Annotated in this window: 25 protein-coding genes; 8 read left to right on the forward strand and 17 right to left on the reverse strand. The window is 65.5% G+C overall.

Annotation, left to right across the window (positions count from 1 at the left end; all coding sequences use genetic code 11):
- Positions 1-686, forward strand: a 686-nt coding sequence (locus J1C52_RS10875) for a DUF6680 family protein (protein ID WP_227427970.1), incomplete at its 5' end; no start/stop codon positions are given.
- Between the two features lie 21 nt (positions 687-707).
- On the opposite strand, the gene J1C52_RS10880 is transcribed toward J1C52_RS10875, so the two are convergent.
- The 5 genes from J1C52_RS10880 to moaA form a co-directional block, all read right to left on the reverse strand.
- Positions 708-1,991 carry a DUF3422 family protein gene (locus J1C52_RS10880; protein ID WP_227427971.1) on the reverse strand — a complete coding sequence of 428 codons (1,284 nt, stop codon included), beginning with the start codon at positions 1,989-1,991 and terminating at the stop codon, positions 708-710.
- A gap of 123 nt (positions 1,992-2,114) precedes the next feature.
- A complete protein-coding gene (gene rlmJ / locus J1C52_RS10885; protein ID WP_227427972.1) occupies positions 2,115-2,894 on the reverse strand; it encodes a 23S rRNA (adenine(2030)-N(6))-methyltransferase RlmJ in 780 nt (259 codons plus the stop codon).
- Between the two features lie 4 nt (positions 2,895-2,898).
- Positions 2,899-3,600: an FG-GAP repeat domain-containing protein gene (locus J1C52_RS10890; RefSeq protein ID WP_227427973.1), complete on the reverse strand. Its 702-nt coding sequence runs from the start codon at positions 3,598-3,600 to the stop codon at positions 2,899-2,901.
- A complete protein-coding gene (locus J1C52_RS10895) occupies positions 3,597-4,196 on the reverse strand; it encodes a (d)CMP kinase (RefSeq protein WP_227427974.1) in 600 nt (199 codons plus the stop codon). The genes J1C52_RS10890 and J1C52_RS10895 overlap by 4 nt, the downstream gene beginning before the upstream one ends.
- A gap of 123 nt (positions 4,197-4,319) precedes the next feature.
- Entirely contained in the window at positions 4,320-5,324 is a 1,005-nt protein-coding gene (gene moaA, locus J1C52_RS10900; RefSeq protein ID WP_227427975.1) for a GTP 3',8-cyclase MoaA, read from the reverse strand.
- Positions 5,325-5,407: 83 nt separating this feature from the next.
- Between moaA and J1C52_RS10905 the strand changes: the two genes are divergently transcribed.
- Complete coding sequence (locus tag J1C52_RS10905; protein ID WP_227427976.1) at positions 5,408-5,905, forward strand: D-galactarate dehydratase; 498 nt, start codon at positions 5,408-5,410, stop codon at positions 5,903-5,905.
- 3 nt (positions 5,906-5,908) lie between these two features.
- On the opposite strand, the gene J1C52_RS10910 is transcribed toward J1C52_RS10905, so the two are convergent.
- The gene (locus J1C52_RS10910) at positions 5,909-6,772 is read right to left on the reverse strand and encodes a hypothetical protein (RefSeq protein WP_227427977.1); all 864 of its coding nucleotides are present in this window, start codon (positions 6,770-6,772) and stop codon (positions 5,909-5,911) included.
- Positions 6,773-6,905: 133 nt separating this feature from the next.
- Between J1C52_RS10910 and J1C52_RS10915 the strand changes: the two genes are divergently transcribed.
- The 3 genes from J1C52_RS10915 (at position 6,906) to J1C52_RS10925 (ending at position 9,030) form a co-directional block, all read left to right on the forward strand.
- Positions 6,906-7,760: a TIGR00282 family metallophosphoesterase gene (locus J1C52_RS10915; protein WP_227427978.1), complete on the forward strand. Its 855-nt coding sequence runs from the start codon at positions 6,906-6,908 to the stop codon at positions 7,758-7,760.
- A 101-nt stretch (positions 7,761-7,861) separates the two neighbouring features.
- On the forward strand, positions 7,862-8,635 hold the full coding sequence (locus J1C52_RS10920; protein ID WP_227427979.1) for a gamma-glutamyl-gamma-aminobutyrate hydrolase family protein: 774 nt from the start codon (positions 7,862-7,864) through the stop codon (positions 8,633-8,635).
- Positions 8,632-9,030 carry a c-type cytochrome gene (locus J1C52_RS10925; RefSeq protein ID WP_227427980.1) on the forward strand — a complete coding sequence of 133 codons (399 nt, stop codon included), beginning with the start codon at positions 8,632-8,634 and terminating at the stop codon, positions 9,028-9,030. The genes J1C52_RS10920 and J1C52_RS10925 overlap by 4 nt, the downstream gene beginning before the upstream one ends.
- 15 nt (positions 9,031-9,045) lie before the next feature.
- Here J1C52_RS10925 and J1C52_RS10930 read toward each other — a convergent pair whose 3' ends face one another.
- The 5 genes from J1C52_RS10930 to crtA form a co-directional block, all read right to left on the reverse strand.
- Entirely contained in the window at positions 9,046-9,492 is a 447-nt protein-coding gene (locus tag J1C52_RS10930) for a hypothetical protein (RefSeq protein WP_227427981.1), read from the reverse strand.
- Positions 9,493-9,580: 88 nt separating this feature from the next.
- Positions 9,581-10,453 carry an alpha/beta fold hydrolase BchO gene (gene bchO, locus J1C52_RS10935; protein ID WP_227427982.1) on the reverse strand — a complete coding sequence of 291 codons (873 nt, stop codon included), beginning with the start codon at positions 10,451-10,453 and terminating at the stop codon, positions 9,581-9,583.
- A 3-nt stretch (positions 10,454-10,456) separates the two neighbouring features.
- On the reverse strand, positions 10,457-12,184 hold the full coding sequence (locus J1C52_RS10940; RefSeq protein WP_227427983.1) for a magnesium chelatase subunit D: 1,728 nt from the start codon (positions 12,182-12,184) through the stop codon (positions 10,457-10,459).
- 52 nt (positions 12,185-12,236) lie between these two features.
- Positions 12,237-13,238 carry a magnesium chelatase ATPase subunit I gene (gene bchI / locus J1C52_RS10945; protein WP_227427984.1) on the reverse strand — a complete coding sequence of 334 codons (1,002 nt, stop codon included), beginning with the start codon at positions 13,236-13,238 and terminating at the stop codon, positions 12,237-12,239.
- Positions 13,235-13,939, reverse strand: coding sequence for a spheroidene monooxygenase (gene crtA / locus J1C52_RS10950; protein WP_227427985.1), 705 nt, complete (start codon positions 13,937-13,939; stop codon positions 13,235-13,237). The genes bchI and crtA overlap by 4 nt, the downstream gene beginning before the upstream one ends.
- A gap of 134 nt (positions 13,940-14,073) precedes the next feature.
- Here crtA and J1C52_RS10955 point away from each other — a divergent pair, with 134 nt between their 5' ends.
- The 3 genes from J1C52_RS10955 (at position 14,074) to tspO (ending at position 17,256) form a co-directional block, all read left to right on the forward strand.
- Positions 14,074-15,615: a phytoene desaturase gene (locus tag J1C52_RS10955; RefSeq protein ID WP_227427986.1), complete on the forward strand. Its 1,542-nt coding sequence runs from the start codon at positions 14,074-14,076 to the stop codon at positions 15,613-15,615.
- The gene (crtB, locus tag J1C52_RS10960) at positions 15,612-16,658 is read left to right on the forward strand and encodes a 15-cis-phytoene synthase (protein ID WP_227427987.1); all 1,047 of its coding nucleotides are present in this window, start codon (positions 15,612-15,614) and stop codon (positions 16,656-16,658) included. The genes J1C52_RS10955 and crtB overlap by 4 nt, the downstream gene beginning before the upstream one ends.
- A 139-nt stretch (positions 16,659-16,797) precedes the next feature.
- Positions 16,798-17,256: a tryptophan-rich sensory protein TspO gene (gene tspO / locus J1C52_RS10965; protein WP_227427988.1), complete on the forward strand. Its 459-nt coding sequence runs from the start codon at positions 16,798-16,800 to the stop codon at positions 17,254-17,256.
- Here tspO and idi read toward each other — a convergent pair.
- The 6 genes from idi to bchE all read right to left on the reverse strand — a co-directional run bounded on the left by idi (position 17,244) and on the right by bchE (position 23,542).
- Positions 17,244-17,819, reverse strand: coding sequence for an isopentenyl-diphosphate Delta-isomerase (gene idi / locus J1C52_RS10970; RefSeq protein ID WP_227427989.1), 576 nt, complete (start codon positions 17,817-17,819; stop codon positions 17,244-17,246). The two genes, tspO and idi, sit on opposite strands and share 13 nt — an antisense overlap.
- The gene (locus J1C52_RS10975; protein ID WP_227427990.1) at positions 17,816-18,997 is read right to left on the reverse strand and encodes a geranylgeranyl diphosphate reductase; all 1,182 of its coding nucleotides are present in this window, start codon (positions 18,995-18,997) and stop codon (positions 17,816-17,818) included. The genes idi and J1C52_RS10975 overlap by 4 nt, the downstream gene beginning before the upstream one ends.
- Positions 18,998-19,000: 3 nt before the next feature.
- On the reverse strand, positions 19,001-20,272 hold the full coding sequence (locus tag J1C52_RS10980; protein WP_227427991.1) for a BCD family MFS transporter: 1,272 nt from the start codon (positions 20,270-20,272) through the stop codon (positions 19,001-19,003).
- On the reverse strand, positions 20,269-21,165 hold the full coding sequence (gene chlG, locus J1C52_RS10985; RefSeq protein ID WP_227427992.1) for a chlorophyll synthase ChlG: 897 nt from the start codon (positions 21,163-21,165) through the stop codon (positions 20,269-20,271). The genes J1C52_RS10980 and chlG overlap by 4 nt, the downstream gene beginning before the upstream one ends.
- Positions 21,166-21,248: 83 nt before the next feature.
- Entirely contained in the window at positions 21,249-21,842 is a 594-nt protein-coding gene (gene bchJ / locus J1C52_RS10990) for a bacteriochlorophyll 4-vinyl reductase (protein WP_227427993.1), read from the reverse strand.
- 5 nt (positions 21,843-21,847) lie between these two features.
- Complete coding sequence (gene bchE / locus J1C52_RS10995) at positions 21,848-23,542, reverse strand: magnesium-protoporphyrin IX monomethyl ester anaerobic oxidative cyclase (RefSeq protein ID WP_227427994.1); 1,695 nt, start codon at positions 23,540-23,542, stop codon at positions 21,848-21,850.
- Positions 23,543-23,608: the final 66 nt, after the last annotated feature.

The following is a 23,608-nucleotide window of genomic DNA, read 5'->3' on the forward strand; positions in this document are numbered from 1 at the left end:
GCTGTTCATCATGGCCATTCTCAACGCTTTCAGCCAGCGCCCAGACAACCAGATCACGCCTGACGCCGTCTGAATGGATTGTTCAGAACGAACTAATTACAGTTGCAGCCATAGTCATCGGACCAGTTCTCGCAATCCTCGTATCTAGATGTGTGGACTCAACGCATGAAACTCGTGCGCGCAGAATGGACATCTTTCGAACGCTAATGCGAACGCGTCGGACACCCGTTGTCCCTGAACACGTTGGCGCTCTTAACCTCATCGAGATCGAATTCGCTAAAAAAGAAAAAGTTATCGGCAGTTGGACAAAACTGATGCAGCATCTCGGCGAAGTGCATCCGAGACAACCTGAAGAAGCTATTGACCCGCATTTGGCACCAGAGGAAGTTAACCGCCGTAACGAGAATTATAATCTTAGACTTTTTAGAGAACGCCAGAAGCTATTGGCAAAACTATTACATTCAATTGCGAGAGAACTCGGGCACAATGCAGAGCAGCTTGAAATATTCGAAGGTGGTTATACGCCTCAAGGTTGGCATGACATCGAACTTGAGCAGCGTATGATAAGGCAATACGTCTTAGACCTCTATCAAGGAAATAGGGTAGTTCCTGTAGGAGTTATTGATTATCGTCGTTTCGAAAAAGCTGACGAAGCGCTTGTCAACGACGATGAGGCAGATAACTGATTGCTGCGATTTTCAAAAGCCTCACTCAAACTTCGCCCTGATCCGCCGCACCATCCCCCAGACCCCCAGCACGACCACGGGCGCGAGCACCGCCATGGCGACGGTTTTCGACACGCCCGCGGGTTCCGCCAAGGGCATGACCAGATAGGCCACAAGGTTCACCGCGTAATAGCTGATTGCCACCACCGACAGCCCCTCGACCGTGTGTTGCAGGCGCAGTTGCAGATCGGCGCGTTTGTCCATGCTGGCGAGCAGTTCCTGGTTCTGGGCCGAGCGTTCCACGTCCACCCGCGTGCTGAGCAACTGTCCCGCCCGCATGGCGCGTTCGGCCATTTTCGCCAGCCGCGCTTCGGCCGATTTGACCGTGCGCATGGCCGGATCGAAGCGGCGCATCATGAATTCGTTCAGCGTTTGCCGCCCGTCGAAACGTACCTCGCGCAGCACTTCGATGCGTTGATGCACCAGCGCCTCATAGGCGCCCGTGGCCCCAAACCGGAAAGAGGATTCGACGACCATATTCTCTAGCTCGGAGGAGATGCGCAGCAGCGCCTCCAGCGTTTCCTCGGACCGCGAGCCGCCGTCGTTCATGGCGCGTGTCAGCCGCGTCAGTTCATCATCCAGCGCGCCCATTTGCGGCGACATGTCCCGCGCGCGCAAAAGCCCCAGCATCGAGATGGTCTTGTAGGTCTCGATCTCGCACATGCGCTGCACGATGCGGCCCACGCGCCGCCCGCCGGTGCCGGGTTTGACGAACATCGCCATACGGATATGGCCCGCCGCGTCTATACGGAAATCGCTGGCGATCACCGCCACCCCGTCCAGCACGCTGGAAGCCGCAAGGCTTTCGGGCACGAACCAGTCCAGCATCTTGGCGGTCATGTCCGACGGGTTCTCGGGCATCACCTCTATGCGCATGATGATCGAGGTCAGGCGCGTGCCGGGGGCCTTGTCCAGCCAATCCTCGGGGTAGACATCGAAGCTGGAGGGGTCAAAAGGCCGGTCGGTCAGGCCTTGTTCGAAGGTGGTGTAGGTCGTGAACTCGGTATGGCTTTCCCATTTCATATGGTAGCGGCCCATATCGGTCGAGAAATGCGTCGCATCCGGCGACGGGTGGCCCGCCCCGTGCCGCTCCAGCAGGGCCAGCAGATGCGCGCGGTCATCGGCGCGCGAGCGTTTGGCGGCAAAGCGCGAGGGCTTGATGGCCAGAAAGGTCGCGGTCGCCGGCGCGGTGATCTTGGCCGCCGGGCGCGCGTGCAGCTCGTTGACCATGGCGTAGCGGTTGGGGTGGTCCTGAATCGGCGGCATGTTCTATTTGGTCCCGAATGGCGGGTGATTGTTTGGGCCTAGCATATTCTGCACCGCAGCAAAGGAAAGCGCTTCCGTGGTGCCCCGGTGCATACTTGCAATCCTGCCACAGATGCGCGCGGTTTACAGCCCCGACAAAAGCCGGGTCAGGCGCGCGGCTTCGTCCGCCATGCCCCAGGGCGGGTTCAGCACCGCCATGCCAGAGCCGACCATGCGGTGGCCGGGGCGGGCGGGGGTGAAACGAGCCTCGAACAGGGCGATTTCCGGCATCTCGCTGCGCAGGTCGGCTGTCAGCGCGTCATGCGGGCCATCAACCAAGATCGGATACCACAGCACCAGCACCCCCACGTTCCATTTGCGCGCGATCTGGCCCAAGGCGCGGGGGATGGTGGCGTAGTCGGCCTTTACCTCGTAGGACGGGTCCACCATCAGCACGCCCCGGCGCGGGGTTGGCGGGCAAAGCGCTTGCGCCATCTCCAGCCCATCGCGCTTGTAGACACGCGCGCCCTGCCCCGCCATCGCCCGCGAGAGCGCGTCATATTCCGCCGGGTGCAGCTCGGCCAGCGACAGGCGGTCATGGCCCGCACGCAAACCATGCGCGGCAATCAGCGGAGAGCCGGGATAAGCCTGCGCCCCATGCGCCGCACGGGTGGCGGCCAGCGCGCGGAGATAGGGATGCGCGTGGTCAAACAGCGGCGCTGCCCGCGCGATGCCCGCCGCCGCCTCGCCGGTTTTCAGCGCTTGCGGACTGCCCAGATCATACAAGCCCCGTCCGGCATGGGTTTCGATATAGCTGAGCGGTTTGTCCTTGGCGGTCATATAGGCCAAAAGCCACGCCAGAAGCGCGTGCTTATGCACATCGGCCAGGTTGCCCGCGTGAAAGCCGTGTTGATAGGACAGCATCGGATCAGCCGCAGGTCAGGCTGTCGGGGCCGGTATAGGGCCCCAGATCACGGGTCTGCAGTCGACCGTCTACCAGCCGTGACGCCAAGGCCCGTGCCCAGCCGCGATCCGCCGTCACGATCTCTGGCCCCTGCCCGCAGTCGAAGACACCGCCCTCGATCAGCGGGGCGCCGTAGCGGTGGTTTGTGTGCCCCTCGGCACTGGCGACGGGGGCGATGCGCCATGTCGCGCCATCGCGCCAGAGAGAGACGACCCGCAAGACCCGCGCCAGATGCGGGCGGTCGACATAGGCGATTTCCATCCGCCCGTCGCCATCCAGATCGGCGATGCCCGCGATGGCCAGCCAGCGATGCCGCGTGCCGATGGGCGGGTTCCAGACAAGGGGCGCAAGCGCGCCGTCACGCAGCCCCCAGACCATGATCTGCGCGCCTTGGTCGAAGATCGACACGACAGTCAAAACCTCTGCTGCGCCGTCACCATCCAGATCGGCCAATCGGGGTGCGGTATCCTCGAAAACCTGCCCTTCCAGCCGCACGCGATACTGGCCGCGCGCGGTCGTCACTTCCAGCCCGGCATATTCGCCACCTGGCACGGCCCCATGGTCGTATTCGCTGCTGGGGGTGATGTAGCGCGCAACGGTGATGTGCTCTTGTGCCTGCACGGGCGCGGCAAGCACCGCCACCAAGGCCAGCGCGCGCCAGATCATGCGCGCTCTGCCAGCCGTTGCGCGATCACGTCCTTGGCGAATTCCACCGCCTGAGAGACCGTCATTTCGGTCGTGTCGAGCGTAATCGCATCGGGCGCGGCCAGAAGCGGCGCATCGGCGCGACCGATATCGCGCGCGTCGCGGGCGCGGACCTGCGCCAGAACTTCCTCGTAGCTGCCATCCTCGCCCGCTTCCAGCCAACGGCGGCGCGCACGGGTTTCGGCGCTGGCGGTGACGAACAGTTTCACCTCTGCTTCCGGGCAGATGACGGTGCCGATATCGCGCCCGTCCAGAACCGCGCCGCCCTCGCGGCGGGCGAAATCGCGCTGGAAATCCACCAGCGCGGCGCGCACTTCGGGCAGCACGGCCACGCGGCTGGCGGCCTCTCCGGCGGCAAGGCTGCGCAAGCCGTCGCGCGCCAGATCATCCGGGGACAGGCTGCGCGCGGCGACAATCGGGTCGCCGCCTTTCATGCCCACGGCACGATACAGCAGCCCGGTGTCGAGATGCGCAAAGCCGAATTCGCGTGCGATGGCGCGGCTTATCGTGCCCTTGCCCGCTGCGGCAGGTCCGTCGATTGCAACCGTGAAGTGCATGGGCGCGTGTCTCTTGGTGATCTTCTACCGCCCCGATACCCTACGCGGGTCCACCGGGGCAATCCTCTATCTGCCGAATTAATGGGCAAGAATCGGTTTTGTCGCGGCGGCGCGGGCGCTGCGTCAACCGCCGGTATGGCTCATGTGGCGGGTCATCTGGCCGTCGACCTTCTGGCGGGAATAGTCGAAATCATGGCCCTTGGGCTTTCGGCCAATCGCGGCGCGAATGGCATCTTCCAGCAAGTCGTTGCTGTCAGAGGCCCGCAAGGGCGCGCGCAGGTCGGCCATGTCCTCTTGACCCAAGCACATATACAGCTCGCCCGTGCAGGTCAGGCGCACGCGGTTGCAGCTTTCGCAGAAGTTGTGCGTCAGCGGCGTGATGAAGCCGATTTTCTGCCCCGTCTCTTCCAGCCGGACATATCGCGCGGGCCCGCCCGACCGTTCCGCCAGATCTGTCAGCGTATAGCGTTCCGCCAGTCGCTTGCGCAGGTCCGACAGCGGCCAATACTGGTCGAGCCGGTCCTCGTTGCCCAGATCGCCCATCGGCATGACCTCTATCCAGGTCAGGTCCATGTCGCGGGCGGCGCAAAACTCGGTCAGGGTGAACAGCTCGTCCTCGTTGAAACCCTTCAGCGCGACCGCGTTCAGCTTGACCCGCAGGCCCGCCGCCTGCGCCGCGTCGATCCCGTCCAGCACTTGCGCCAGCTTGCCCCAACGCGTGACATCGGCGAATTTCTTGTCATCCAGCGTGTCGAGCGAGACATTGATCCGCCGCACGCCGCAATCGGCCAACTGGTCGGCGAATTTGCGCAACTGGCTGCCATTGGTGGTCAGCGTCAGCTCTTTCAGCGCGCCGCTGTCCAGATGGCGGCGCATCTGCTCGAAGAAGGTCATGATGCCCTTGCGCACCAAGGGCTCGCCCCCGGTGATGCGCAGCTTTTCAACCCCAAGCCGGATGAAGGTCGAACACATGCGGTCCAGCTCTTCCAGCGTCAGAAGCTCTTTCTTGGGCAGAAAGGTCATGTTTTCCGCCATGCAATAGACACAACGGAAATCGCAGCGGTCCGTGACGGAGACACGCAGGTAAGAGATCGGTCGGGCGAACGGGTCGATAAGCGGTGCTGTCATGCGCCGAGAAGTAGCCACTGCACTGGCACCCGGCAAGGGGATATGTGATTGTTGGGCGTGGGCTTTGGTATTAGGGTCGGCATATGACACGGCATTTTCTGACCTTCGTTGCGGTTTGCGGGCTTGCGGGATGCGGGGCGCTGCCCTTTGGCGGGCCATCGGGCGCGCCGTCTGTCCCGGTTCTGACACCGGGGGCCGACACGCTGCGCCCGCTCGCGCGCCCCGGCGCGCGCGCCACGGGCCTTGGCCAGCGCGGCCAGACCGCCGACACGCTGGACACCACCAGCCCCGCCGAACGCGCCGCAGCGCAGGCGGTGGACGTGACGGGCGGCGCGCTTCTGGGAGAGACGCTTGCCAGCCTTGGCAGCCCGACAGAGCAAGGCTTCTGGCTGCGCACGGGCCTTGTGACGCGCGTCACCCAAGGCCGGGTCGAGCGCGTGGATGGCAGCGGCGCGATCCGGGTGGAACTGCGCCCCTCTGGCGCGGCCCCCGGTGCGGGCAGCCAATTGTCGCTGGCGGCCTTCCGCGCCTTGGGGGCGCCGCTGACCGAACTTTTGCCCCTGCGCGTTCTGTCCGAATAGCCCCTACCCCCAGATCAGCACCACGCCCGACAAGGCCGCAACCGCCAGTGCCGCGACGCGCGGGGGGGTGCGCGCGGGCGGTTTGCCCGGCTGCGATCCGCGCAGCGCGCTCTGCAAAGAGCGGTGTTCCAGCATCGCGGCGTCATAGCCCGCCTGTCGCCCCTGCGGCAGCAAGGGTTTGCGCGCCTCGGCCATGCGCCGCCTTGTGCTGCCCTCTGGCGCGGGCGGGCGGGCATAGCGGGCCACCGGGCGCGGCAGGGTCGGGCCGCTGGACAACAGGTCCAGCCGAGAGGGCTTGTGCTGCCGGAATTCCGCAAGGCTCAACACCAGCCGCCGCCCCAGCAGAACCACCGCCTTGGGCGCGCGGCCCATGCAGACATGCTCTACAAGCTCCGACAGCAGCGCATCCTCTGCCCCGCGCCCCACGCGCAGGCGCAGGCTGGCCTGATGGCGCTGCAACACCAGCCCCAGCCGGGCCGCTTTATCCGGCCCGCGCGTCCCGCCCGCGGGGCGGCAATAGCTGCCAGAGCGCCGCTCGGGCAGCCGGTCGGGGCCAAAGCCCAGCGCGATGCCGTCCACCTCTAGGCAGATCTGGCCCTGTGTCAGCGCGGCCCGGTCCACCTTGCGGCCCGTGGCGCAGATGTTGCGCAGCACATGCTGGAACAGCTCGACCATGGGCAGGTCGGGGGGCTGGTCGAACAGGAACAGCACATCCAGACCCGCCTCTGGCACGGCCAGCGCGAAAGGACAGGCCGCGTCTTTCACGACGCGCCGCGCCGGCACGGACACTGTGCGCAGCGCGATCGGCCCATGACCTTGGTCGGCCATGGGGTCGGGCAATTTGAACCTGATGATATGCTCCGTCATCCGCAACCCAACCCACCTGGCCCAAGATTAGCCGGAATTCCACGCGAACAGAGGCGAAAAATACCTCGTATTTGAGCCAATCGCGCCCTCTATGCCCTTGCCCCTTGCGCGGTTGCGGCCTAAGCCAAAACGCATGAAACTGCTCTTTCTTGGCGATGTGATGGGCCGCGCGGGCCGCAAGGCTGTCACCGGCTGGCTGCCGGTGCTGCGCGCGGCATGGGCACTGGATTTCGTGGTCGTCAATGGCGAGAACGCGACCGGCGGCGCGGGGCTGTCGCCCGAACACGCCAAGGGCTTGCTGGCGGCGGGCGCGGATTGCATCACGCTGGGCGACCATGCGTTCGACCAGCGCGCCATGCGCGAATTCTGCGCGCAAGAGCCGCGCATCATCCGCCCGCTGAACATCGCCAAATCCGGCGCACCCGGCCATGGCGCACATGTGTTCCAAGACGCGCGCGGGCGGCGGGTGCTGGTGGCCCAAGCGTTGGGGCAGGTGTTCATGAAGCAGCCTTTCTCTGACCCGTTCTCGGCGGTGGACCCGGTTTTGCGCGCCCATCCGCCCGGCGGCATGGTGCAGGCCGCGCTGGTCGATATTCATTGCGAGGCCACCTCCGAGAAAACCGCCATGGGCCATTGGTGCGACGGGCGCGCCAGCGTCGTGGTGGGCACGCATACCCATATCCCGACCGCTGACGCGCAAATCCTGCGCGGTGGCACGGCCTACCAGTCGGATGCTGGCATGTGCGGCGATTACGATTCCGTCATCGGAATGCAGAAAGACGAACCCATGCGCCGTTTCATCACCGGGATGCCGCGCAGCCGGTTCGAGCCGGCGATGGGCACCGCCACGCTGTGTGGCCTCTATGTCGAAACCGACGACGCCACGGGCCGCGCCACGCGGGTCGAGATGGTGCGCGCGGGCGGGCGGCTGGCGGCGGCCGGTCCCGCCCCGGTCGATCTGCCGCCCCTGTCGGGCAGCACCGACTAAACGCTGCGCAGTCGCGTGTTGGCGGGGGGCTTGGAGCGCGCAGCCTCTCGACCTTTGCGCTGGGTTTGCTAGGTTAGGAGCAAATACGGACAGGACGAGACATGCGCAGGCCCGTCATCGGCATTATCGGCAATTCGCACCTGATAAATGACGAATACCCCGCCCATGCGGGCGGAACCATGAATTCCGAGGCGATCTCGCAAGTGTCGGGTTGCATACCGCTTGTGGTGCCTGCCGATCCAACACTCATGTCGGTGGCAGAGCTGCTGGAGGTGTGCGACGGATTCCTGCTGACCGGGGGCCGCCCCAATGTCCACCCAGAGGAATATGGCGAGGCGGAAACCCCCGCCCATGGCGCGTTCGACCGCGCGCGCGATGCGATCACCCTGCCCTTGGTGCGCGCCTGCGTTGAGCGCGGGCAACCCTTTCTGGGCGTCTGCCGCGGTTTTCAAGAGGTGAATGTCGCCATGGGCGGCACACTTTACCCCGAAATCCGCGATCTGCCGGGACGGATGAACCACCGAATGCCCCCCGACGGCACGCTGGAAGAGAAATTCGCCCTGCGCCACGTGGTCCGCTTTACCGACGGCGGCGTGTTTCACCGCCTGATGGGCGCGGCAGAGGTGATGACCAACACGCTGCATGGCCAAGGCGTGAAAACCCCCGGCGCGCGCATCGTGATCGACGGGCACGCCCCCGATGGCACGCCAGAGGCGCTTTATGTCAAGGATGCGCCGGGCTTCACGCTGTCGGTGCAATGGCACCCCGAATGGCGCGCGGGCGATGACCCGGTCTCGCGCCCCTTGTTCGAAGCTTTTGGTCAGGCCGCCCGTGCCTGGGCGGGCGGCGCAAAGGAATGGAGGATGAGCGCATGACACGCAAGCTTGCCGCCGCCGCCCTTGTCATTCTTGGGGCGGCAATCGTCTGGTTCAATTCCGGCCATGACGCGCAAAGCGTCATGGTCGAGGTCGATGTGCCGGAACTGGGCGCCACGGAACAGGAAGGGGCCGAGCTTTTCGCGGCGCAATGCGCAAGCTGCCACGGCCCAAATGCAGCAGGCAAAGACGGTGTCGGCCCGCCCTTGGTTCACGTCATCTATGAACCCGGCCACCATAGCGACATGTCGTTCTTCCTTGCCGCCCGCATGGGCGTGCGCGCGCATCACTGGTCCTTTGGCAACATGCCCGCGCAACCGCAGGTCAGCGACGCGGATGTGGCCAAGATCGTGACCTATATCCGCGCGCTGCAACGCGCCAATGGCATCTACTGACCCCGCCCTGCCCGCCTAAAGCACGCGGATGTAATCCGGGGGCAACGGGCTTTCTTGCGACGCCGCGCGCCCGCCATGGGCCACGAAAGCACTGACCGTCGCGCCATGCGCGCGGATCAGCTTGACCACGTTGGGATCGGCCGAGGTTTCCAGCACATCGACCCCGGTTTCGGTCAGCTCCACGCGCATCTCGACCTTGTCGGCCTGCGCAAACAGCTCTGCAAAGGCCGGATCCCAGAAGCGCAGGCCGAATTTCTCTTTCACCCGGCGGTGCATCTGTTCGGCGTGGTTGTGCAGCAAGGGCACAAGGGCCGGGTCCACCGCCCATGTGCGGGCGCGAATGCCATCGGGGATTTCCTCGACCTCGCGGCGAATGTCGCCATGGCGGCGCAAGAGTTCGTGAAAAATGGATTGGTCGCGCTTGTGCCTTGCGCGGCGGTCGGCGGGTGTCTGGGTCTGCATGGTGCATCTGCTTGGTCACTGATGTAATACTATAACACCACCTGATCGGGGCGCGCCATGTGGCCAAGTGCCACGCAGCCTTTGCGACCTAGACCAGGCTGACCGGGCTTTGCTTGTCTTGCAGGAAGTCCAGGATCAGCCGCGCCACCTCTGCGGGCGCTTCCTCATGGACCAGATGGCCCCAACGCGGCAGGGCGACATGCCGGGCGCGCGGCATCCGCGCCGCCGCCTCTGCCGACACGCGGGGCGGCACCGCGCGGTCCCCCGCGGCCGTTATCAAAAGGGTCGGCACGCTGATTTGCGGCAGGCGTTCCAGAAGCGGCTCCAGCTGCCACTGTGCCATCATGCCCAAGGTGCCCGCGATATGCGATGTGCGGCTGACAAGGCGGCGATACATCTCGACCCCCTCGTCATCCAGCGGCGACCCCATACCCGCCAAAAGCCGCGCCACCTGCGCGCGCGACGACGACAGCTTTGTCACAACAGCCGCCGCGAATGGCCCCGTGGCCATGGCGCGCGCAAGTTTCGGAAACAGCCAGCCCGCGAAGCCGTCGAACGGTCCCAGTGCGGCATTGATCCCCACCACGGCATGGGGCGCGCGCGGCATGATCTCGGCCATGCGCAGCGCAACCGCCGCACCCGCCGAATGGCCAATAATGGTCATGGGCCGCCAATCCTGATCGGCGCAAAGCGCCGTCAGGTCATCCGCCATCGCGTCCAGCCCCAGCCGCAAATGCCCGCCGGCGCGCGTGTAGCCCTGCCCCGGCAGGTCCGGCGCGATCAAGCGGTAGCCGGGCAGATGCGCCATAAGTTTGTGAAAGCTATGGCCAGAGGCCGCCGCCCCATGCAACAGCAGCACATCCGGCCCCTGCCCCGTGACCTGCACATGCCAGACATGCGGGCGACAGCGGATCAGGCGGGATTTCTCGCGCAGCGGCCAGTCGGTGGGCAGGTCGTCCATTCCCTAGCCCTCCTTCCCCCCGAGTGCGGCACCCAGGGTCTGGGCCATGGCGCGGGCATCGGCGCGGGGCAGCGCGATCCGCGTGGCCCCCATCGTCGCCGCCAGGTCCGACAAGTGCGGCTTGGGGCGCAGGCTGGTGTCGATGACCAGCGCGGGAATCGCGCGCGCGGCAATGGCGCTTGCCAGCGTTGTCGCATCCGCCCCCGCTTGCGCGCGGTCGGGCGTGCCATCCAGCGCGATATTGCCGCGCCCATCGGTCAGAAAGGCCAGTGTCGGCGACATGCCGCGCGCGCGGGCCTGTAGGCTTGCGTCAAAGGCCACCTGCATGGCGCTGGCCAAGGGGGTCGCCCCCCCGCCCGGCAGCCCCGCCAGCCGCCGCTTGGCCTGAACCAGCGACCGCGTGGGCGGCAAGGCCAGTTCGGCGTGATCGCCGCGGAATGTGACAAGCGCGACATGGTCGCGGGCGGAATAGGCCTCTGCCAGCATGATCTCGACCGCACCCTTGGCTTCGGCCAAGCGGGCAACGGCGGCGGAGCCAGAGGCATCAACCACGAAGATCAGCACCCGGTCGGTGCGGTCCTGATAACGCTTGATGCGAATGTCACCGGGCATCAACAACAGCCGCCCTTGCGCCGCATCGGGACGCGCGGCGCGGCGCATCGCCTGCCACGGTGCGGCTTGGCGCAGGGTCGCCACCACATCGACCCGCGCGCCAGACCCCGGCTTGCCGGGGCGCGAGGGCATGGGACGACCGCGCGCCATGGATTTGCGTTTCGTCCCCGCACCGCTGCCTGCCGCGATCCGCGCGGCCTTGGCGGCTTGCAGACGCGCCAGCAGACCCGGCGGCAGAGCGGCGAAAGCGGCTTCGATCAGCAGCTCATCGGGGATCTGCGGCTCTTGCGCCTCGCGGTCTTGCGCCTGATCGGGGTCGTTTTCCGGCGGCTCTGGTGGGGGCGGCTGGTCCTCTGGTGGTGTGTCTTGCGGAAACGCACGCGCCCGGTGGCCAAGGACCAGTTCCGCCGCCAATGTCAGATCGCGCTCATCCAACGCCTGCCCGCCGCGCCATGCGCAATGGGCGCGCGCGGCCATCAGCGCCAGCCAAGGCGCGCGCAGGCTGTCGATGGCAAGGCTCGCGGCGATGCGGGTCATCTGTTCCAGCACCTCCGGCGGCAGGGCGATCTTTGGCAGATGCGCCTGCGCCGCAGCAATGCGCGCGGGGTCGAGCGTGATGTCGGCGCTGTCGGACCAGCCAAAGCCGTCGATGTCCAGAAACAGCGCCAAACGGTCGGCCAAGGCGGGGGGCAGCCCCTCGCCCTCTTCCGCCGCTTCATCCAGCGCGACCAGCGACAGGCCGGGGCGCGCATCAAGCGCCTGCCCCAGCCGGACAGACAGGCCCGGCGGGCAGCGCTCTGCCATGGTCAGCGCAAGCGTGCCGTCGCGGGACAGCAACCCCTCGTGGCGGTGCAGGCGGTTCAGCGCCAGCGTGGCCGACAGGTCCAAACCACCGGTCAGCGCATCCTCTGGCATGAACGGGTGCAGCTTGCGCGGGGCAAGCGGTGCCAAGGCCGCCAGCACGCGATCGCGCACCGGGCCTGCGCGCCCGCGCAGCCAAAGCCCCCGCAAGCCGCGCGGGTCCACCGCCAACAGCGCCAGCGCAAGCCCCAACTGCGCCCAAGGATCGGGCGACGGCGTGGGGCGGTGCGGGCCGCTGGTGGCGTCGAACGGGGTCATGCTGGCTGCGTTGGCTAACGTCGTAAAGTGAGTGATTTCGTCAAGATGAAGATCATGGCAGCACTTCGGCCAATTGCCGCGCCACCCGCGCGGTGGACCCCGCATCATCCAGCGGATCGCGGCGCAGGCGGTGGCGCAGCGCCATGGGGGCCGCGCGGCGGATATGGTCGCGGGTCACATCGCCCGCGCCCTCGAAGGCGGCAAGCGCGCGCGCGGAGCGCAACAGCGTCAACTCGCCCCGCAACCCATCGGACCCAAGCGCAAGGCAGACCGATGCCACGTCATGCAGCACGACATTGCTGGTTTTCAGATCCGCGAGTGCAGCGCGTGCGCGCAAGATGCGCTCGCGCAAGGCGGCATCCTCGGGCTGCCACCGGGCCATGAACGCGGCATGGTCGTTCTCATAGGCATCGCGGCGGCGGATCACCTCTATGCGGGTGTCGATCTCTTTCGGGCTGGTCACTTCGACAGACAGGCCGAACCGGTCCAGAAGCTGCGGGCGAAGTTCCCCCTCTTCCGGGTTGCCGGACCCGACCAGCACGAAACGCGCCGGGTGGCGGATGGACAGGCCTTCGCGCTCGACCACGTTCTCGCCCGATTGCGCCACGTCCAGCAGCAGATCAACGATATGGTCCTCCAGCAGGTTCACCTCGTCGATATACAGGTAGCCCCGGTTCGCGCGCGCCAGCAGCCCCGCTTCAAACGCCTTTTCCCCGCGCGTAAGCGCACGTTCGATGTCGAGCGCGCCCGTCACGCGGTCCTCTGACACCCCCAGTGGCAGATCGACCACGGGCGTGGGGCGCTCGACCAGCGACATGTCGCTGACCTGCGCCCAATCCGGGCAATCCTCTGGCCGGGCAGAGTTGCAAGGACAGCCCGCAACCGCCTGAATTGGCGGCAAAAGAGCGGCCAAAGCCCGCACGGCGGTGGACTTGCCCGTGCCCCGGTCGCCAAAGACCAGCACGCCGCCGATTTTCGGGTCGATGGCGGTCAGAACCATCGCGGTTTTCATCTCGTCCTGTCCGACGATGGCGGCGAAGGGGAACGGCGTCATGCGGCCTCCTGTTGAATGCTTTGGGCCAAGGGGTCGCGCCCCTGCCATGTGCCCGCCGTGCCGATCAGGCGGAAGCGGGCGTAAAGTTCCTCGTTGAACCAACCCTCGTCGCGCACGGCGCGAATGGCCTCTGCATGGGGGCCACGGCGGGCGAAGGCGGCCATGCTGGCAGTGTCGGGCCAGACGGAAAAAGTGACCTGGTGCAGAAGCGGCACCTCTCCGATGCCGATCTTGAACATGACATTCGGGTCGGCGCCCACCTTGGCGGAAATATCGGGCACGCGACCCCAGAAGCGCAGCGCGCGGGCGGGTTTGACGGTGGCGCGGGTCATGGCCGCAATGGGACCAGTGACCTCGCCCTCGGGCTGGAACGGGCGACGGCCCGCCCAATGGCCACGCACAGAGGCGGGTTCCATGAACAGCGTATAGGCCTCTTGCGCATGGACGCGCCAGCTAGAGAATGGTTTTAGATCAAGACCTTCCTGAGCGATCTTGAAGTTATCCCACGCCCCAAGAATGGCCCAGACACCCCAGTTCGGGCGCGGCGTGAACCCTTCGCCCGTGCCCGACCCGCACAGCTTCCAGAACTCCAGCCCCGGCACACGCGGCAGCGAAAGCCGCGCCGCCCCCATCTGCCCCAGCACCCACAGGCGCGAGAGCGTGCTGTCGAACCGGAACAGGCTGAGTGTGACGGTCTGCATGGGTCGATTCCATCCTGCGACTTCACCAGAAGTTTGTCACAACAGATAGACAGAGTAAAGGATCAAATGTAAACCTTGATTGACACATCGGGCGGGTGTAGGCTTGACCCGGAAGAACGGCACGGGGACCGGACATGACTGATTCTAACGCAGCTTCGCGGGCCATCGTGATCGGGGCGGGCTTGGGCGGATTGGCCAGCGCCATGCGGCTGGGGGCCAAGGGCTACCATGTCACGGTCATCGACAAGCTGGACCGCGTGGGCGGGCGCGGGTCGTCCATTACCATGGGCGGGCACCGGTTCGACCTTGGGCCGACCATCGTGACCGTGCCGCAAGGCCTGCGCGACCTATGGGCGGCTTGCGGGCGCGATTTCGACCGCGAGGTCACGCTGCGCCCCATGAAACCCTTTTATGAAATCCGTTGGCCTGACGGGTCCAGCTTTCGCCTGCACGCCGACAAGGCCGCGACAGAGGCAGAGGTCGCGGCGCTCTCGCCTCGCGACTTGCCCGGTTTCCGCAAATTCCTGTCCGATGCCGAGGACCGCTATTGGTTCGGCTACGAAGACCTTGGCCGCCGCCCCATGAACGAGCTGTGGGAGTTGATAAAGGTTCTGCCCCGCTTCGTCTGGCTGCGCGCGGACCGCTCTGTCTATGCCCATGCCGCGCGCCGCGTTCGTGACCCGCGCCTGCGCTTCGCGCTGTCCTTTCACCCGCTGTTCATCGGGGGCGATCCGTTTCGCGTGACGTCGATGTATATTCTTGTCAGCCATCTGGAATCGGCCTTTGGCGTGCATTACGCGATGGGCGGCGTGCAGGCGATTGCCGATGCCATGGCGAATGTCATCCGCGATCAGGGTGGTGACATCAAGATGTCCACGGAAGTAGATGAAATACTTGTCGAAAACGGTCGCGCCGCGGGTGTTCGACTGGCAGACGGCACCCAGCTTCATGCCGATATCACCATCTCGAACGCGGATGCGGGCCACACCTATACGCGGCTTTTGCGCAACCGCCCGCGCAAGCGCTGGACCGATGCCAAGGTCAAGCGTCAGCGCTGGTCGATGGGTCTTTTCGTGTGGTATTTCGGCACGCGGGGCACGCGCGAGATGTGGCGCGATGTGGGGCATCACACCATCGTCGTGGGGCCGCGCTACCGCGACCATATCAAGGACATCTTCATTCGCGGGCGGCTGGCCGATGACATGAGCCTTTATGTACATCGCCCCTCTGTCACCGACAGTTCCGTCGCGCCCGATGGGGATGATACGTTCTATGTGCTATCCCCTGTGCCGCATCTGGGCCATGACAATGGCGTGGATTGGGCCGTGGAAGCCGAACCCTACCGCGCCAAGATGCTGGCCATGCTGGAAGAGCGCCTGCTGCCCGGCCTGACCAGCCGCGTAACCGAAAGCCTTGTCTTCACGCCCGAAACCTTTCGTGACCGGTATCTCTCGCCGCTGGGCGCGGGCTTCTCGATCGAGCCGCGCATCCTGCAAAGCGCCTATTTCCGCCCCCATAACGTGTCCGAAGAACTGCCGGGCCTCTATCTGGCGGGCGCGGGCACCCATCCCGGCGCGGGCGTGCCCGGCGTGATCGGCACGGCTGAGGTGATGGGCCAGCTTGTGCCCGACGCGCCGCGCCCCATGGCCCCGCCCTTGCCCATGGCCGCCGAATGACCGCGGTGGCATCAGCCGAGGCCGATCTGGCCGAATGCCGCGCGGCAATCCGCACCGGGTCGCTGTCCTTTCATGCGGCGTCGAAGCTGCTGCCCGCCAAGGTGCGCGACCCGTCTTTGGTGCTCTATGCCTTTTGCCGTCTGGCGGATGATGCGGTTGATGAAGGTGCCGCCCCAATCCGCGCCGTGTTGCACCTGCAAGAGCGGCTGGACCGCGCCTATGCCGGTCGTCCATTCAATGCCCCGATTGACCGTTGCTTCACCCGCATGATCGAAACCCATGCCCTGCCGCGCGCCCTGCCCGATGCGCTGCTGGAAGGGCTGGCCTGGGACGCGGAAGAGCGCGAATATCACACGCTCTCGCAGGTCTTGGACTATTCCGCCCGCGTGGCCGCCGTGGTGGGGGTCATGATGTGCGTGCTCATGGGCGTGCGCGACCGCCACAGGCTGGCACGCGCCTGCGATCTGGGGCTGGCGATGCAGCTGACCAATATCGCCCGCGATGTGGGCGCGGATGCCGATCTGGGCCGCATCTACCTGCCGCGCGACTGGTTCGCAGAGGCCGGGATCGACCCGGCGGCCTTCCTGCGCCGCCCCGCGCCCTTGCCCGAAATCCGCGCCATGACCGCGCGCCTCTTGCGCGAGGCCGACCGCCTTTATCTGCGCGCCGAACCGGGTATCGCGGACCTGCCGCTGGCCTGCCGTCCCGGCATTTTCGCCGCGCGTCATATCTATGCGGGCATTGGCGGGGCGGTGCGCGGGCGCGGATATGACAACATCACCGGGCGCGCGCATACCGGCAAGATGCGCAAGCTGGGCTGGCTGGGCCTGTCGGGCCTGCGCGCGGGGCTGAGCACCGTGCAGCCCCGCATGGCGACGCTTTACGCCAAGCCCGCGCCCGAAGTGGCCTTCCTGGTCGATGCGGCCGCCGGGCAAGCGCAGCCCACCCGCTCGGACACGCTGATCGACGCGCTTGCGCGGCTGCGCGCGCAAGACTTGGCGCGGCGCAATGCGCATTCGGGCATGGACCAGCGCAGCGCCTGACATATATCTCTCAACAGGCCACGCCGCGCCTAATGCGCCCCGTCCAGGGGCGCGCAAGTAAAGGCTTGCGCCCGGAACGGGCGCTCCGCTAGGTCAGGCATGGTCAACGACGGAAGCTGGGCAAAGGCAAGGGACCGACATGGACTGGATGCTGTTTCTGACCTTCCTTGCCGCCTGTGGCGCGGCGGGCGCGACCGGGTCCATGTTCCAGCCCGATCAGTGGTATCGCGATCTGGACAAACCGTGGTGGACGCCACCGGGCTTCGTCTTTCCGCTGGTCTGGATCACGCTCTACATCTCCATGTCCTATGCCGCCATGCGGGTGGCGCAGATCGACGGATCGCAACAGGCGCTGGCCTTCTGGGCCGCGCAGATCGCGTTCAACACGCTCTGGTCGCCGGTGTTTTTCGGGCTGAAGCGGATGCGCGCGGCCTTTGTCATCCTGTGCTGTCTGTGGGTCGCGGTCGCGGCAACACTGGCCAGTTTCACGGCCCTCGACACGATCACAGGGGCCTTGATCGCGCCTTACCTGCTATGGGTCACGATCGCGGGCGCGCTGAACCTGTCGGTCTGGCAGCGCAATCCTCAATTCGCCTGAGCGGGCTCGTGATATAGGCGCGACTCGGCCATTTCGGCGGCTAGTTCCGGCCCGAAGATTTGCGCGGCATGGTCACGCAGGTAGATGCGCAGCCACGGCGTGAAGCGGTCGGGATAGGTTTCCAGCACCGCGTTCAGCGCGGCTAGGTTGATCCAGTCGGTATCATCCACCTCGTCGGGATTGGGCGCCACTTTCAGGTCGGGCATGGCGCGGGCGGTGTAGACCTGCACCAATTCATGCTCGACCAGCCCGCCGCCCACATCGGCGCGGTATTCGATTTCGGCTACATGGTGCAGCGGCAGGTCCACGATGCCCATTTCCTCTTCCAGCCGCCGATGCGCGCAATCCAGATCGGATTCGCCCCAATGCGGATGGGTGCAGCAGGTATTCGTCCAAAGGCCCGGCGTGTGGTACTTATGCGCCGCGCGCCGTTGCAACAGCACGCGGTCGCCTTCGGTCACGAAAACGCTGATCGCCTTGTGCTTCAACCCACGGCGATGCACATCCAGCTTGTCGAGCGGACGCAGCTCGCCGTCTTCCCATGCGGGGATCAGCCAGCTCATGTGAAGTTCGGGCGCACAAGGCCCGTCAGGTGCAGCAGGTTCTTGATGCCGATTTTCACATGGGCGAGCGGCCTTGCAGCCACGAGCTTCTTGTTCATATAGGCCTCGAATGTCAGGCGCTGCACGTCGATGTCATGGCACAAGCTGACAAAGCGCTCGCGCCGATCATCCGATTTGTAATAAGCATCCTGCATCGAGCGCAACACCTTGAAAACGGTTTTATGCTCGCGCATGAACAGCTTGCGCGCCAGTGCCAGATCCTTGGGCTTGCCAGAGGCGAGCGCGGCCTGTGCGGCCGTTGCCGCGACGCGCCCGCCGACCATGGCGTAGTAAATCCCCTCGCCCGAGCTGGGTGCGACCACGCCCGCCGCATCGCCCGCCAGCACCACGTCGCGGCCATTGTCCCAGCGGTCCATCGGGTGCAGCGGAATGGGCGCGCCTTCGCGGCGGATGGTTTCGCAACCGCTCAACCCCGACATAGCGCGCAGATCGGCTGTCGCGGCTTTCAGGTCCGCCTCTGGCCGCTCTGTGCCCATCCCGACAGAGCAGCTTTTGCCATGCGGAAAGACCCAGCCGTAGAAATCGGGCGAGATGCGCCCGTCATAGATCACATCGCAGCGGTCCGGGTCGTAGCTGGCATTGGCGGGCGGTGCCTTGATGATCTCGTGATAGGCGATGACGTAAGGAATCTTGTCGCCCCCCGGCACTTCGGCGCGGGCCACGTTTGAGCGCGCGCCATCCGCGCCGATGACCAGCTTGGTCAGGCTGCGCCGTTCTTCCTTGGTGGCTTTTTCGCGCCAGACGACATGGGTTCCGTCGCGGTCGCGCTCGATACGCAGGAAGGTGCCCGTCAGCCGTTCTGCCCCGTGCTCTGCCGCGCGCACGCGCAGGAATTCGTCGAAATGCTCGCGATCGACCATGCCGACAAAGCCGTTTTCAATAGGAATATCCACCGCGCGCCCCGTGGGCGAAATCATCCGCGCGGTGGTGATCTGGGCGACAAGTTGGTCCGCGGGAATGTCGAAATCGGCAATCGCGCGCGGCGGGATCGCGCCGCCGCAGGGCTTGATGCGCCCGTCGCGGTCCAGAAGCGCGACCTTGTGGCCCGCGCGCGCAAGGTCATCGGCCGCTGTTGCGCCGGAAGGGCCACCGCCCACCACGAAAACATCAAAGCTCATGCGTTATTCCCCCGGAACGAGCGCGGCAGTCTCGCGCGCTGACATGATGCGCGCGGCCAAAGCGGCAGACGCGACGAAAAGGATGGCTTGAAACAGGAAGACGGCGGCGAAGGCATCGGCCACGGGCAACAGGCTGCGCGCCAGATCGACCAGCGCAGCGCCCGTAAGGCCGCCAAAGCCCGCCGCGATGGCTTGGGATGCGCCCCACAGGCCCACGCGCGCGCCTTCGCGCTTGTCCGCCCCCTCGCCCGCAAGCTGCATCATGGACCCGATGGCCGCGACCGCGAACATGCCGTTGAAAAAGCCCAGCGTGACAACCAGCGGCACCAGCGGCAAGGCCCAAGTGCTGGCCCCGGCAATCGCGATCAGCGCAAGCGCCGAGCCGCCGCAGCCCGCCACGACCCAAGCGCGCAGGCTGCCCAGACGGAAGCCTGTTGCGGCGACGCCCACAAGCACCATGCCCAAGAACACGCCGCCATTTTGCGCGCCCGACATTTGGGTGGATTGGCCGGGGGTGAAGTTGAACACAAGGCCCGCATAGGGCTCCAGGATCAGCTCCTGCATGAAATAGGCGGTCATGGACAGGAAGACGAAAAAGGTGAAGTGCCGCGCCGCGCGGTCGGCCCAGATCTCGCGCATCCCCTCGCGGAAGCTTTGCTCGGGCGGTGCGGGGCGGGCGATGACGCGGCGCTCTATGCCCCAGACGGCAAGGGTGGTGACGGCAACCGCGCCGGTGCAAATGGTCAGCACCACCGCCAACAGCCGCCCGTGGCTATAGGGGTCCAGAAACTTACCCGCCGTGATGGCCGTGATTGCAATACCCGCGATCATCATCAGCCATGTGATGGTGGCGGCAGCAGGGCGGCGGCGTTCGGCGGTCGCGGTGGCTAATAGCGCCAGAAGCGAGGTGCCGGATGCCCCCACGCCAAGGCCGATGACGGCATAGGCAAGGATCGACACGGCCAGACCCAGCGCGAGATTGCTCTCCAGCAGCGGAATGGCCAGCGTCGCCCCCACCCCGCCCAGCGCCAGAAGCGCCATGCCCGCGATAATCCAGCGGGTCCGGTTGCCGCCCTGATCGGCCAGATGGCCCCATTTCGGGCGCGTGATCTGCACGCCGTAATGCAAAGCGACCAGCGCGCCGGGCAAAACGACGGGCAGCGCCAGTTCGACCACCATCAGGCGGTTGAGGGTCGAGGTCATCAAGACCACGATCGCGCCAAGCGCGGCCTGCACCAGCCCAAGGCGGAAAATCTGGACCCAGCTCAGCGTCATCCGCCCAAGCCCCGAAGCGCGAAAGCGGCGATCATCATGCCCAGCACATAGGGACCAACGCCTGTGCCGTTGAACCACGGCGCAAGGCGCGCGGGGTCGGTACGCCAGCGGGCGAGCGCCCAGATCTGCACGCCGATGCCCACGGCAATGGCAGCCGCATGGAGCGGTTTGCCCCAGATCACCAGCAGGCTGACCACGATCAGCTGCGCCAGCACCATGACGGTGCCCGCAACGGTCGCGGCATTCACCGGCCCGAGCGTGACAGGGAGAGAGCGCAGGCCCATCTGGCGGTCGCCCTCTATCGCCTTGAAATCATTGATCGTCATGATGCCATGCGCGCCAAATCCATAGAGCAGCGCAATCGCCACGATCTCGAACCTTGGCGCGCCTGCGGCGATGACAGCAGCGCCTGTGAACCATGGCAGGGCTTCGTAGCTGAGGCCCACAAGCCCCGGCCCCCACCAGCCCGAGCGTTTCGCGCGGATGGGTTCGACCGAATAGGCCCAGGCGGCCAGAACGCCCACGACGGTCGCGCCAAAGCCCCATGGGCCCAGCAACCAGCCGACGCCAAGGGAGAGAAGGCTCATCGCGAGCGCGATGTACAAGCCCCAGCGCCCCGGAATGCGGCCCGATGGGATCGGGCGGTCTGGTTCGTTGATCGCATCGACATGGCGGTCGCACCAGTCATTGGCGGCCTGCGACATGCCACAGACAATGGGACCGGCCAAAGCCACGCCCAGCACCACCAGCGCCCAGCTGTCAGGCCAGACACCCACAGAGATGATGCCGCACAAATAGGCCCACATGGGCGGGAACCATGTGATGGGCTTTATCAGCTCCAACATGGCGGCGGGGTGCGGCAGGCGCGGCTGTATACTTTCGCTTACGGTCATATGTAAATCTTGCCTGTCAGTCGCGAGTCGCGCAAGTGTAAATTAGGATTGACACCCGAAAAAGCGGGCCGCAAGGCCCCGGGTCAAGCCCGGGGCGCGATCCGAAACAGGCAGGCGGGCGCGCCGGTGGCTGCGCAGGCCTCTTCTACCACGCGCACATCCGGCCAGACGAGCGCGCTGTAAAGCCGCTCGAACACCGCCGCGTGCCAATGGCAGATCGGCGCATCGGCGGCGTGCTGCGCCAGTGGATTGTCGCGAATTTCCACCCGCAGCGGGCCATAGCCCAGCACCCGGAACTGCCCCGACCCGGCAAAGGTCCAGGAGTGTTTGGCAATCGCCATGGTCAGCAGCCGCGCCCCCAATTGTGCGGGCAAGGCACGGATCAGGCGCTGCGCAAGCTTGGGGATGCGGTGCGCAAGGATATAGTCGCCCACCGCCAACCCTGCCGCGCGCTGGATCGCGGGCGCGCGGTCGGGCAGGAACAGGCGCACGGCATGGTGCAGGCGCGCGACCTCTGCTTCGGGCCACATGCCGGCATCGGCGGGCGGCTCTGCCACGCCCGCGCGATAGAGAAGCGCGCCGCGCAAGCGCTCTCCGATCGTGGCGTCCAGCACAGGGACATGCTGAAGGATCGCGTTCGGCCCGATCCGTGCCCCGTCATTGGTCAGGGCGGTCATGTCCCCTACTCCGCCGGTTCCTGCCGCGTGGCGGTGGCGCCATTGGGCAGGGTAAAGCTGCGCGATACATCCTCCATCTGCGCCGTCCCGCCGCCGCAGGCCTTGACCGCATTTCGCAGCTCGGCGCGCGCCTTGCCTTGGGCGCGCAGCGCGTCGCGGCGTTCCTGCGCCTTGCGCTTCTTCTCGGCGTGATCTTCCCAATCGGCCATTTGCGCGTCGGCAATGGTGCGGGTCATGTCAAAGCCGAAATCCAGATCGTCGCGCGGGCGCATGGTGAAATAGCCATTCTTGCCAAGGTCGTAGAACTGGCGCTGCACGCCCGCCTTCAGGAACGCTTTCAGACAGCCCAGCAGGTATTTGCGCCGGTAGCCGGTGCCGCGCCATGGGTAATGGAAGAGCGCCTTTTTCATGTAGAAGCGGCGGTAATTCTTCAGCACCCCTTCCAGCAGCGCGCCGCGTGTCATGGCGGCGGGCTTCATGATGGGCGTCACGAAGTTGTACTTGGAATAGTCGAACACCTCGACCTGGTCGCGCAATTCCTGAAAGAGCGGCGTGAAAGGCCAAGGCGTATACATCGCCCAGTTTGCAAGGTCAGGCTGCCAATCCCACGCCATCTGGTAGGTTTCTTCCAGCGTCTCGGCAGTCTCGTTATCCAAGCCCACGATGAATTGCGCTTCGACGAAGATATCCGCCTCGCGCAGCAGGCGAATGGCTTCCTTGTTCTGTGCGACGGTGGTTTCCTTGTTGAACACATCAAGCTTCATCTGCGCGGCGGCCTCGGTTCCCAAGGACACATGCACCAGCCCCGCCTTGCGGTAAAAGCCCAGCAAATCCTTGTCGCGCATGATGTCGGTCACGCGGGTGTTGATGCCCCATTGAATGCGCTCGGGCAGGCCACGGGCGATCAGCTCCTCGCAGAATTCGATGAATTTCTTCTTGTTGATGGAGGGCTCTTCGTCAGCCAGGATGAAGAATCCCACGCCGTGGTTTTCGACCAGATCCTCGATCTCATCCACGACCTTTTTGGGGTCGCGCACGCGGTAGTCGCGCCAGAATTTCCACTGGCTACAGAAGGAACAGGTAAAGGGACAGCCGCGCGCCATGTTGGGAATGGCGACTTTGCGACCCAGCGGGATGTAGATGTATTTGTCCCATTCCAGAATGGACCAGTCGGGCTTGATCCCGTCCAGATCCTTGACCGTGGGCGCGGCTTCGGTGGCGGTGATCTCTCCGCCATCGACAAAGGCCAAGCCCTTGATCTTGTGGCGGTCGGCGGGCCAGCGCCCGGTCGCCATGGCCTGTATCAGCGCGACAAGGATTTCCTCGCCCTCACCGCGCACGATGACATCGATCCAGGGCGCTTCGGACAGCACTTGCCGGAACATGAAGGTCGCGTGAATGCCGCCCAGGATTGTGCGCGCATTGGGCACCGCGTCGCGGGCGATGCGCAGGCATTCCTCGGCTTCATAGATGGAAGGGGTGATCGCGGTCGCGCCCACCACGTCGGGCTGCAAGGCGATCAGCTTGGCGCGCAGATCGTCGGGGCCGACATGGTTGGTCATCGCGTCGATGAAATGGATATCGTCGAAGCCATGCGATTTCAGCGCGCCGGTCAGATAGGCCACCCAAGCGGGCGGCCAGTTGCCCGCGATCTCTGCCCCGCCGGAATGGTAGTTGGGATGGATGAAAACGATGCGCATGGCCTTGCTCCCCTATGTGTAAGCATAGGTTGACACATGTGATGACTATTTTGATTGACGCAGATC

It is taken from the genome of Roseibaca sp. Y0-43 (assembly GCF_020667835.1).
In the GTDB taxonomy this organism is placed as follows: domain Bacteria; phylum Pseudomonadota; class Alphaproteobacteria; order Rhodobacterales; family Rhodobacteraceae; genus Roseinatronobacter.

Coding starts and splice junctions, on each gene's coding strand:
- bchE (WP_227427994.1), bottom strand. CDS start 23,542: ATGCGCATCGTTTTCATCCATCCCAACTACCATTCCGGCGGGGCAGAG.
- J1C52_RS10895 (WP_227427974.1), bottom strand. CDS start 4,196: ATGCACTTCACGGTTGCAATCGACGGACCTGCCGCAGCGGGCAAGGGC.
- J1C52_RS10930 (WP_227427981.1), bottom strand. CDS start 9,492: ATGCAGACCCAGACACCCGCCGACCGCCGCGCAAGGCACAAGCGCGAC.
- J1C52_RS10925 (WP_227427980.1), top strand. CDS start 8,632: ATGACACGCAAGCTTGCCGCCGCCGCCCTTGTCATTCTTGGGGCGGCA.
- bchO (WP_227427982.1), bottom strand. CDS start 10,453: ATGGACGACCTGCCCACCGACTGGCCGCTGCGCGAGAAATCCCGCCTG.
- bchJ (WP_227427993.1), bottom strand. CDS start 21,842: ATGACCGCCCTGACCAATGACGGGGCACGGATCGGGCCGAACGCGATC.
- chlG (WP_227427992.1), bottom strand. CDS start 21,165: ATGACCGTAAGCGAAAGTATACAGCCGCGCCTGCCGCACCCCGCCGCC.
- J1C52_RS10940 (WP_227427983.1), bottom strand. CDS start 12,184: ATGACCCCGTTCGACGCCACCAGCGGCCCGCACCGCCCCACGCCGTCG.
- tspO (WP_227427988.1), top strand. CDS start 16,798: ATGGACTGGATGCTGTTTCTGACCTTCCTTGCCGCCTGTGGCGCGGCG.
- bchI (WP_227427984.1), bottom strand. CDS start 13,238: ATGACGCCGTTCCCCTTCGCCGCCATCGTCGGACAGGACGAGATGAAA.
- J1C52_RS10975 (WP_227427990.1), bottom strand. CDS start 18,997: ATGAGCTTTGATGTTTTCGTGGTGGGCGGTGGCCCTTCCGGCGCAACA.
- idi (WP_227427989.1), bottom strand. CDS start 17,819: ATGAGCTGGCTGATCCCCGCATGGGAAGACGGCGAGCTGCGTCCGCTC.
- crtB (WP_227427987.1), top strand. CDS start 15,612: ATGACCGCGGTGGCATCAGCCGAGGCCGATCTGGCCGAATGCCGCGCG.
- J1C52_RS10890 (WP_227427973.1), bottom strand. CDS start 3,600: ATGATCTGGCGCGCGCTGGCCTTGGTGGCGGTGCTTGCCGCGCCCGTG.
- J1C52_RS10915 (WP_227427978.1), top strand. CDS start 6,906: ATGAAACTGCTCTTTCTTGGCGATGTGATGGGCCGCGCGGGCCGCAAG.
- J1C52_RS10920 (WP_227427979.1), top strand. CDS start 7,862: ATGCGCAGGCCCGTCATCGGCATTATCGGCAATTCGCACCTGATAAAT.
- rlmJ (WP_227427972.1), bottom strand. CDS start 2,894: ATGCTGTCCTATCAACACGGCTTTCACGCGGGCAACCTGGCCGATGTG.
- moaA (WP_227427975.1), bottom strand. CDS start 5,324: ATGACAGCACCGCTTATCGACCCGTTCGCCCGACCGATCTCTTACCTG.
- J1C52_RS10880 (WP_227427971.1), bottom strand. CDS start 1,991: ATGCCGCCGATTCAGGACCACCCCAACCGCTACGCCATGGTCAACGAG.
- J1C52_RS10905 (WP_227427976.1), top strand. CDS start 5,408: ATGACACGGCATTTTCTGACCTTCGTTGCGGTTTGCGGGCTTGCGGGA.
- J1C52_RS10910 (WP_227427977.1), bottom strand. CDS start 6,772: ATGACGGAGCATATCATCAGGTTCAAATTGCCCGACCCCATGGCCGAC.
- J1C52_RS10980 (WP_227427991.1), bottom strand. CDS start 20,272: ATGACGCTGAGCTGGGTCCAGATTTTCCGCCTTGGGCTGGTGCAGGCC.
- crtA (WP_227427985.1), bottom strand. CDS start 13,939: ATGCAGACCGTCACACTCAGCCTGTTCCGGTTCGACAGCACGCTCTCG.
- J1C52_RS10955 (WP_227427986.1), top strand. CDS start 14,074: ATGACTGATTCTAACGCAGCTTCGCGGGCCATCGTGATCGGGGCGGGC.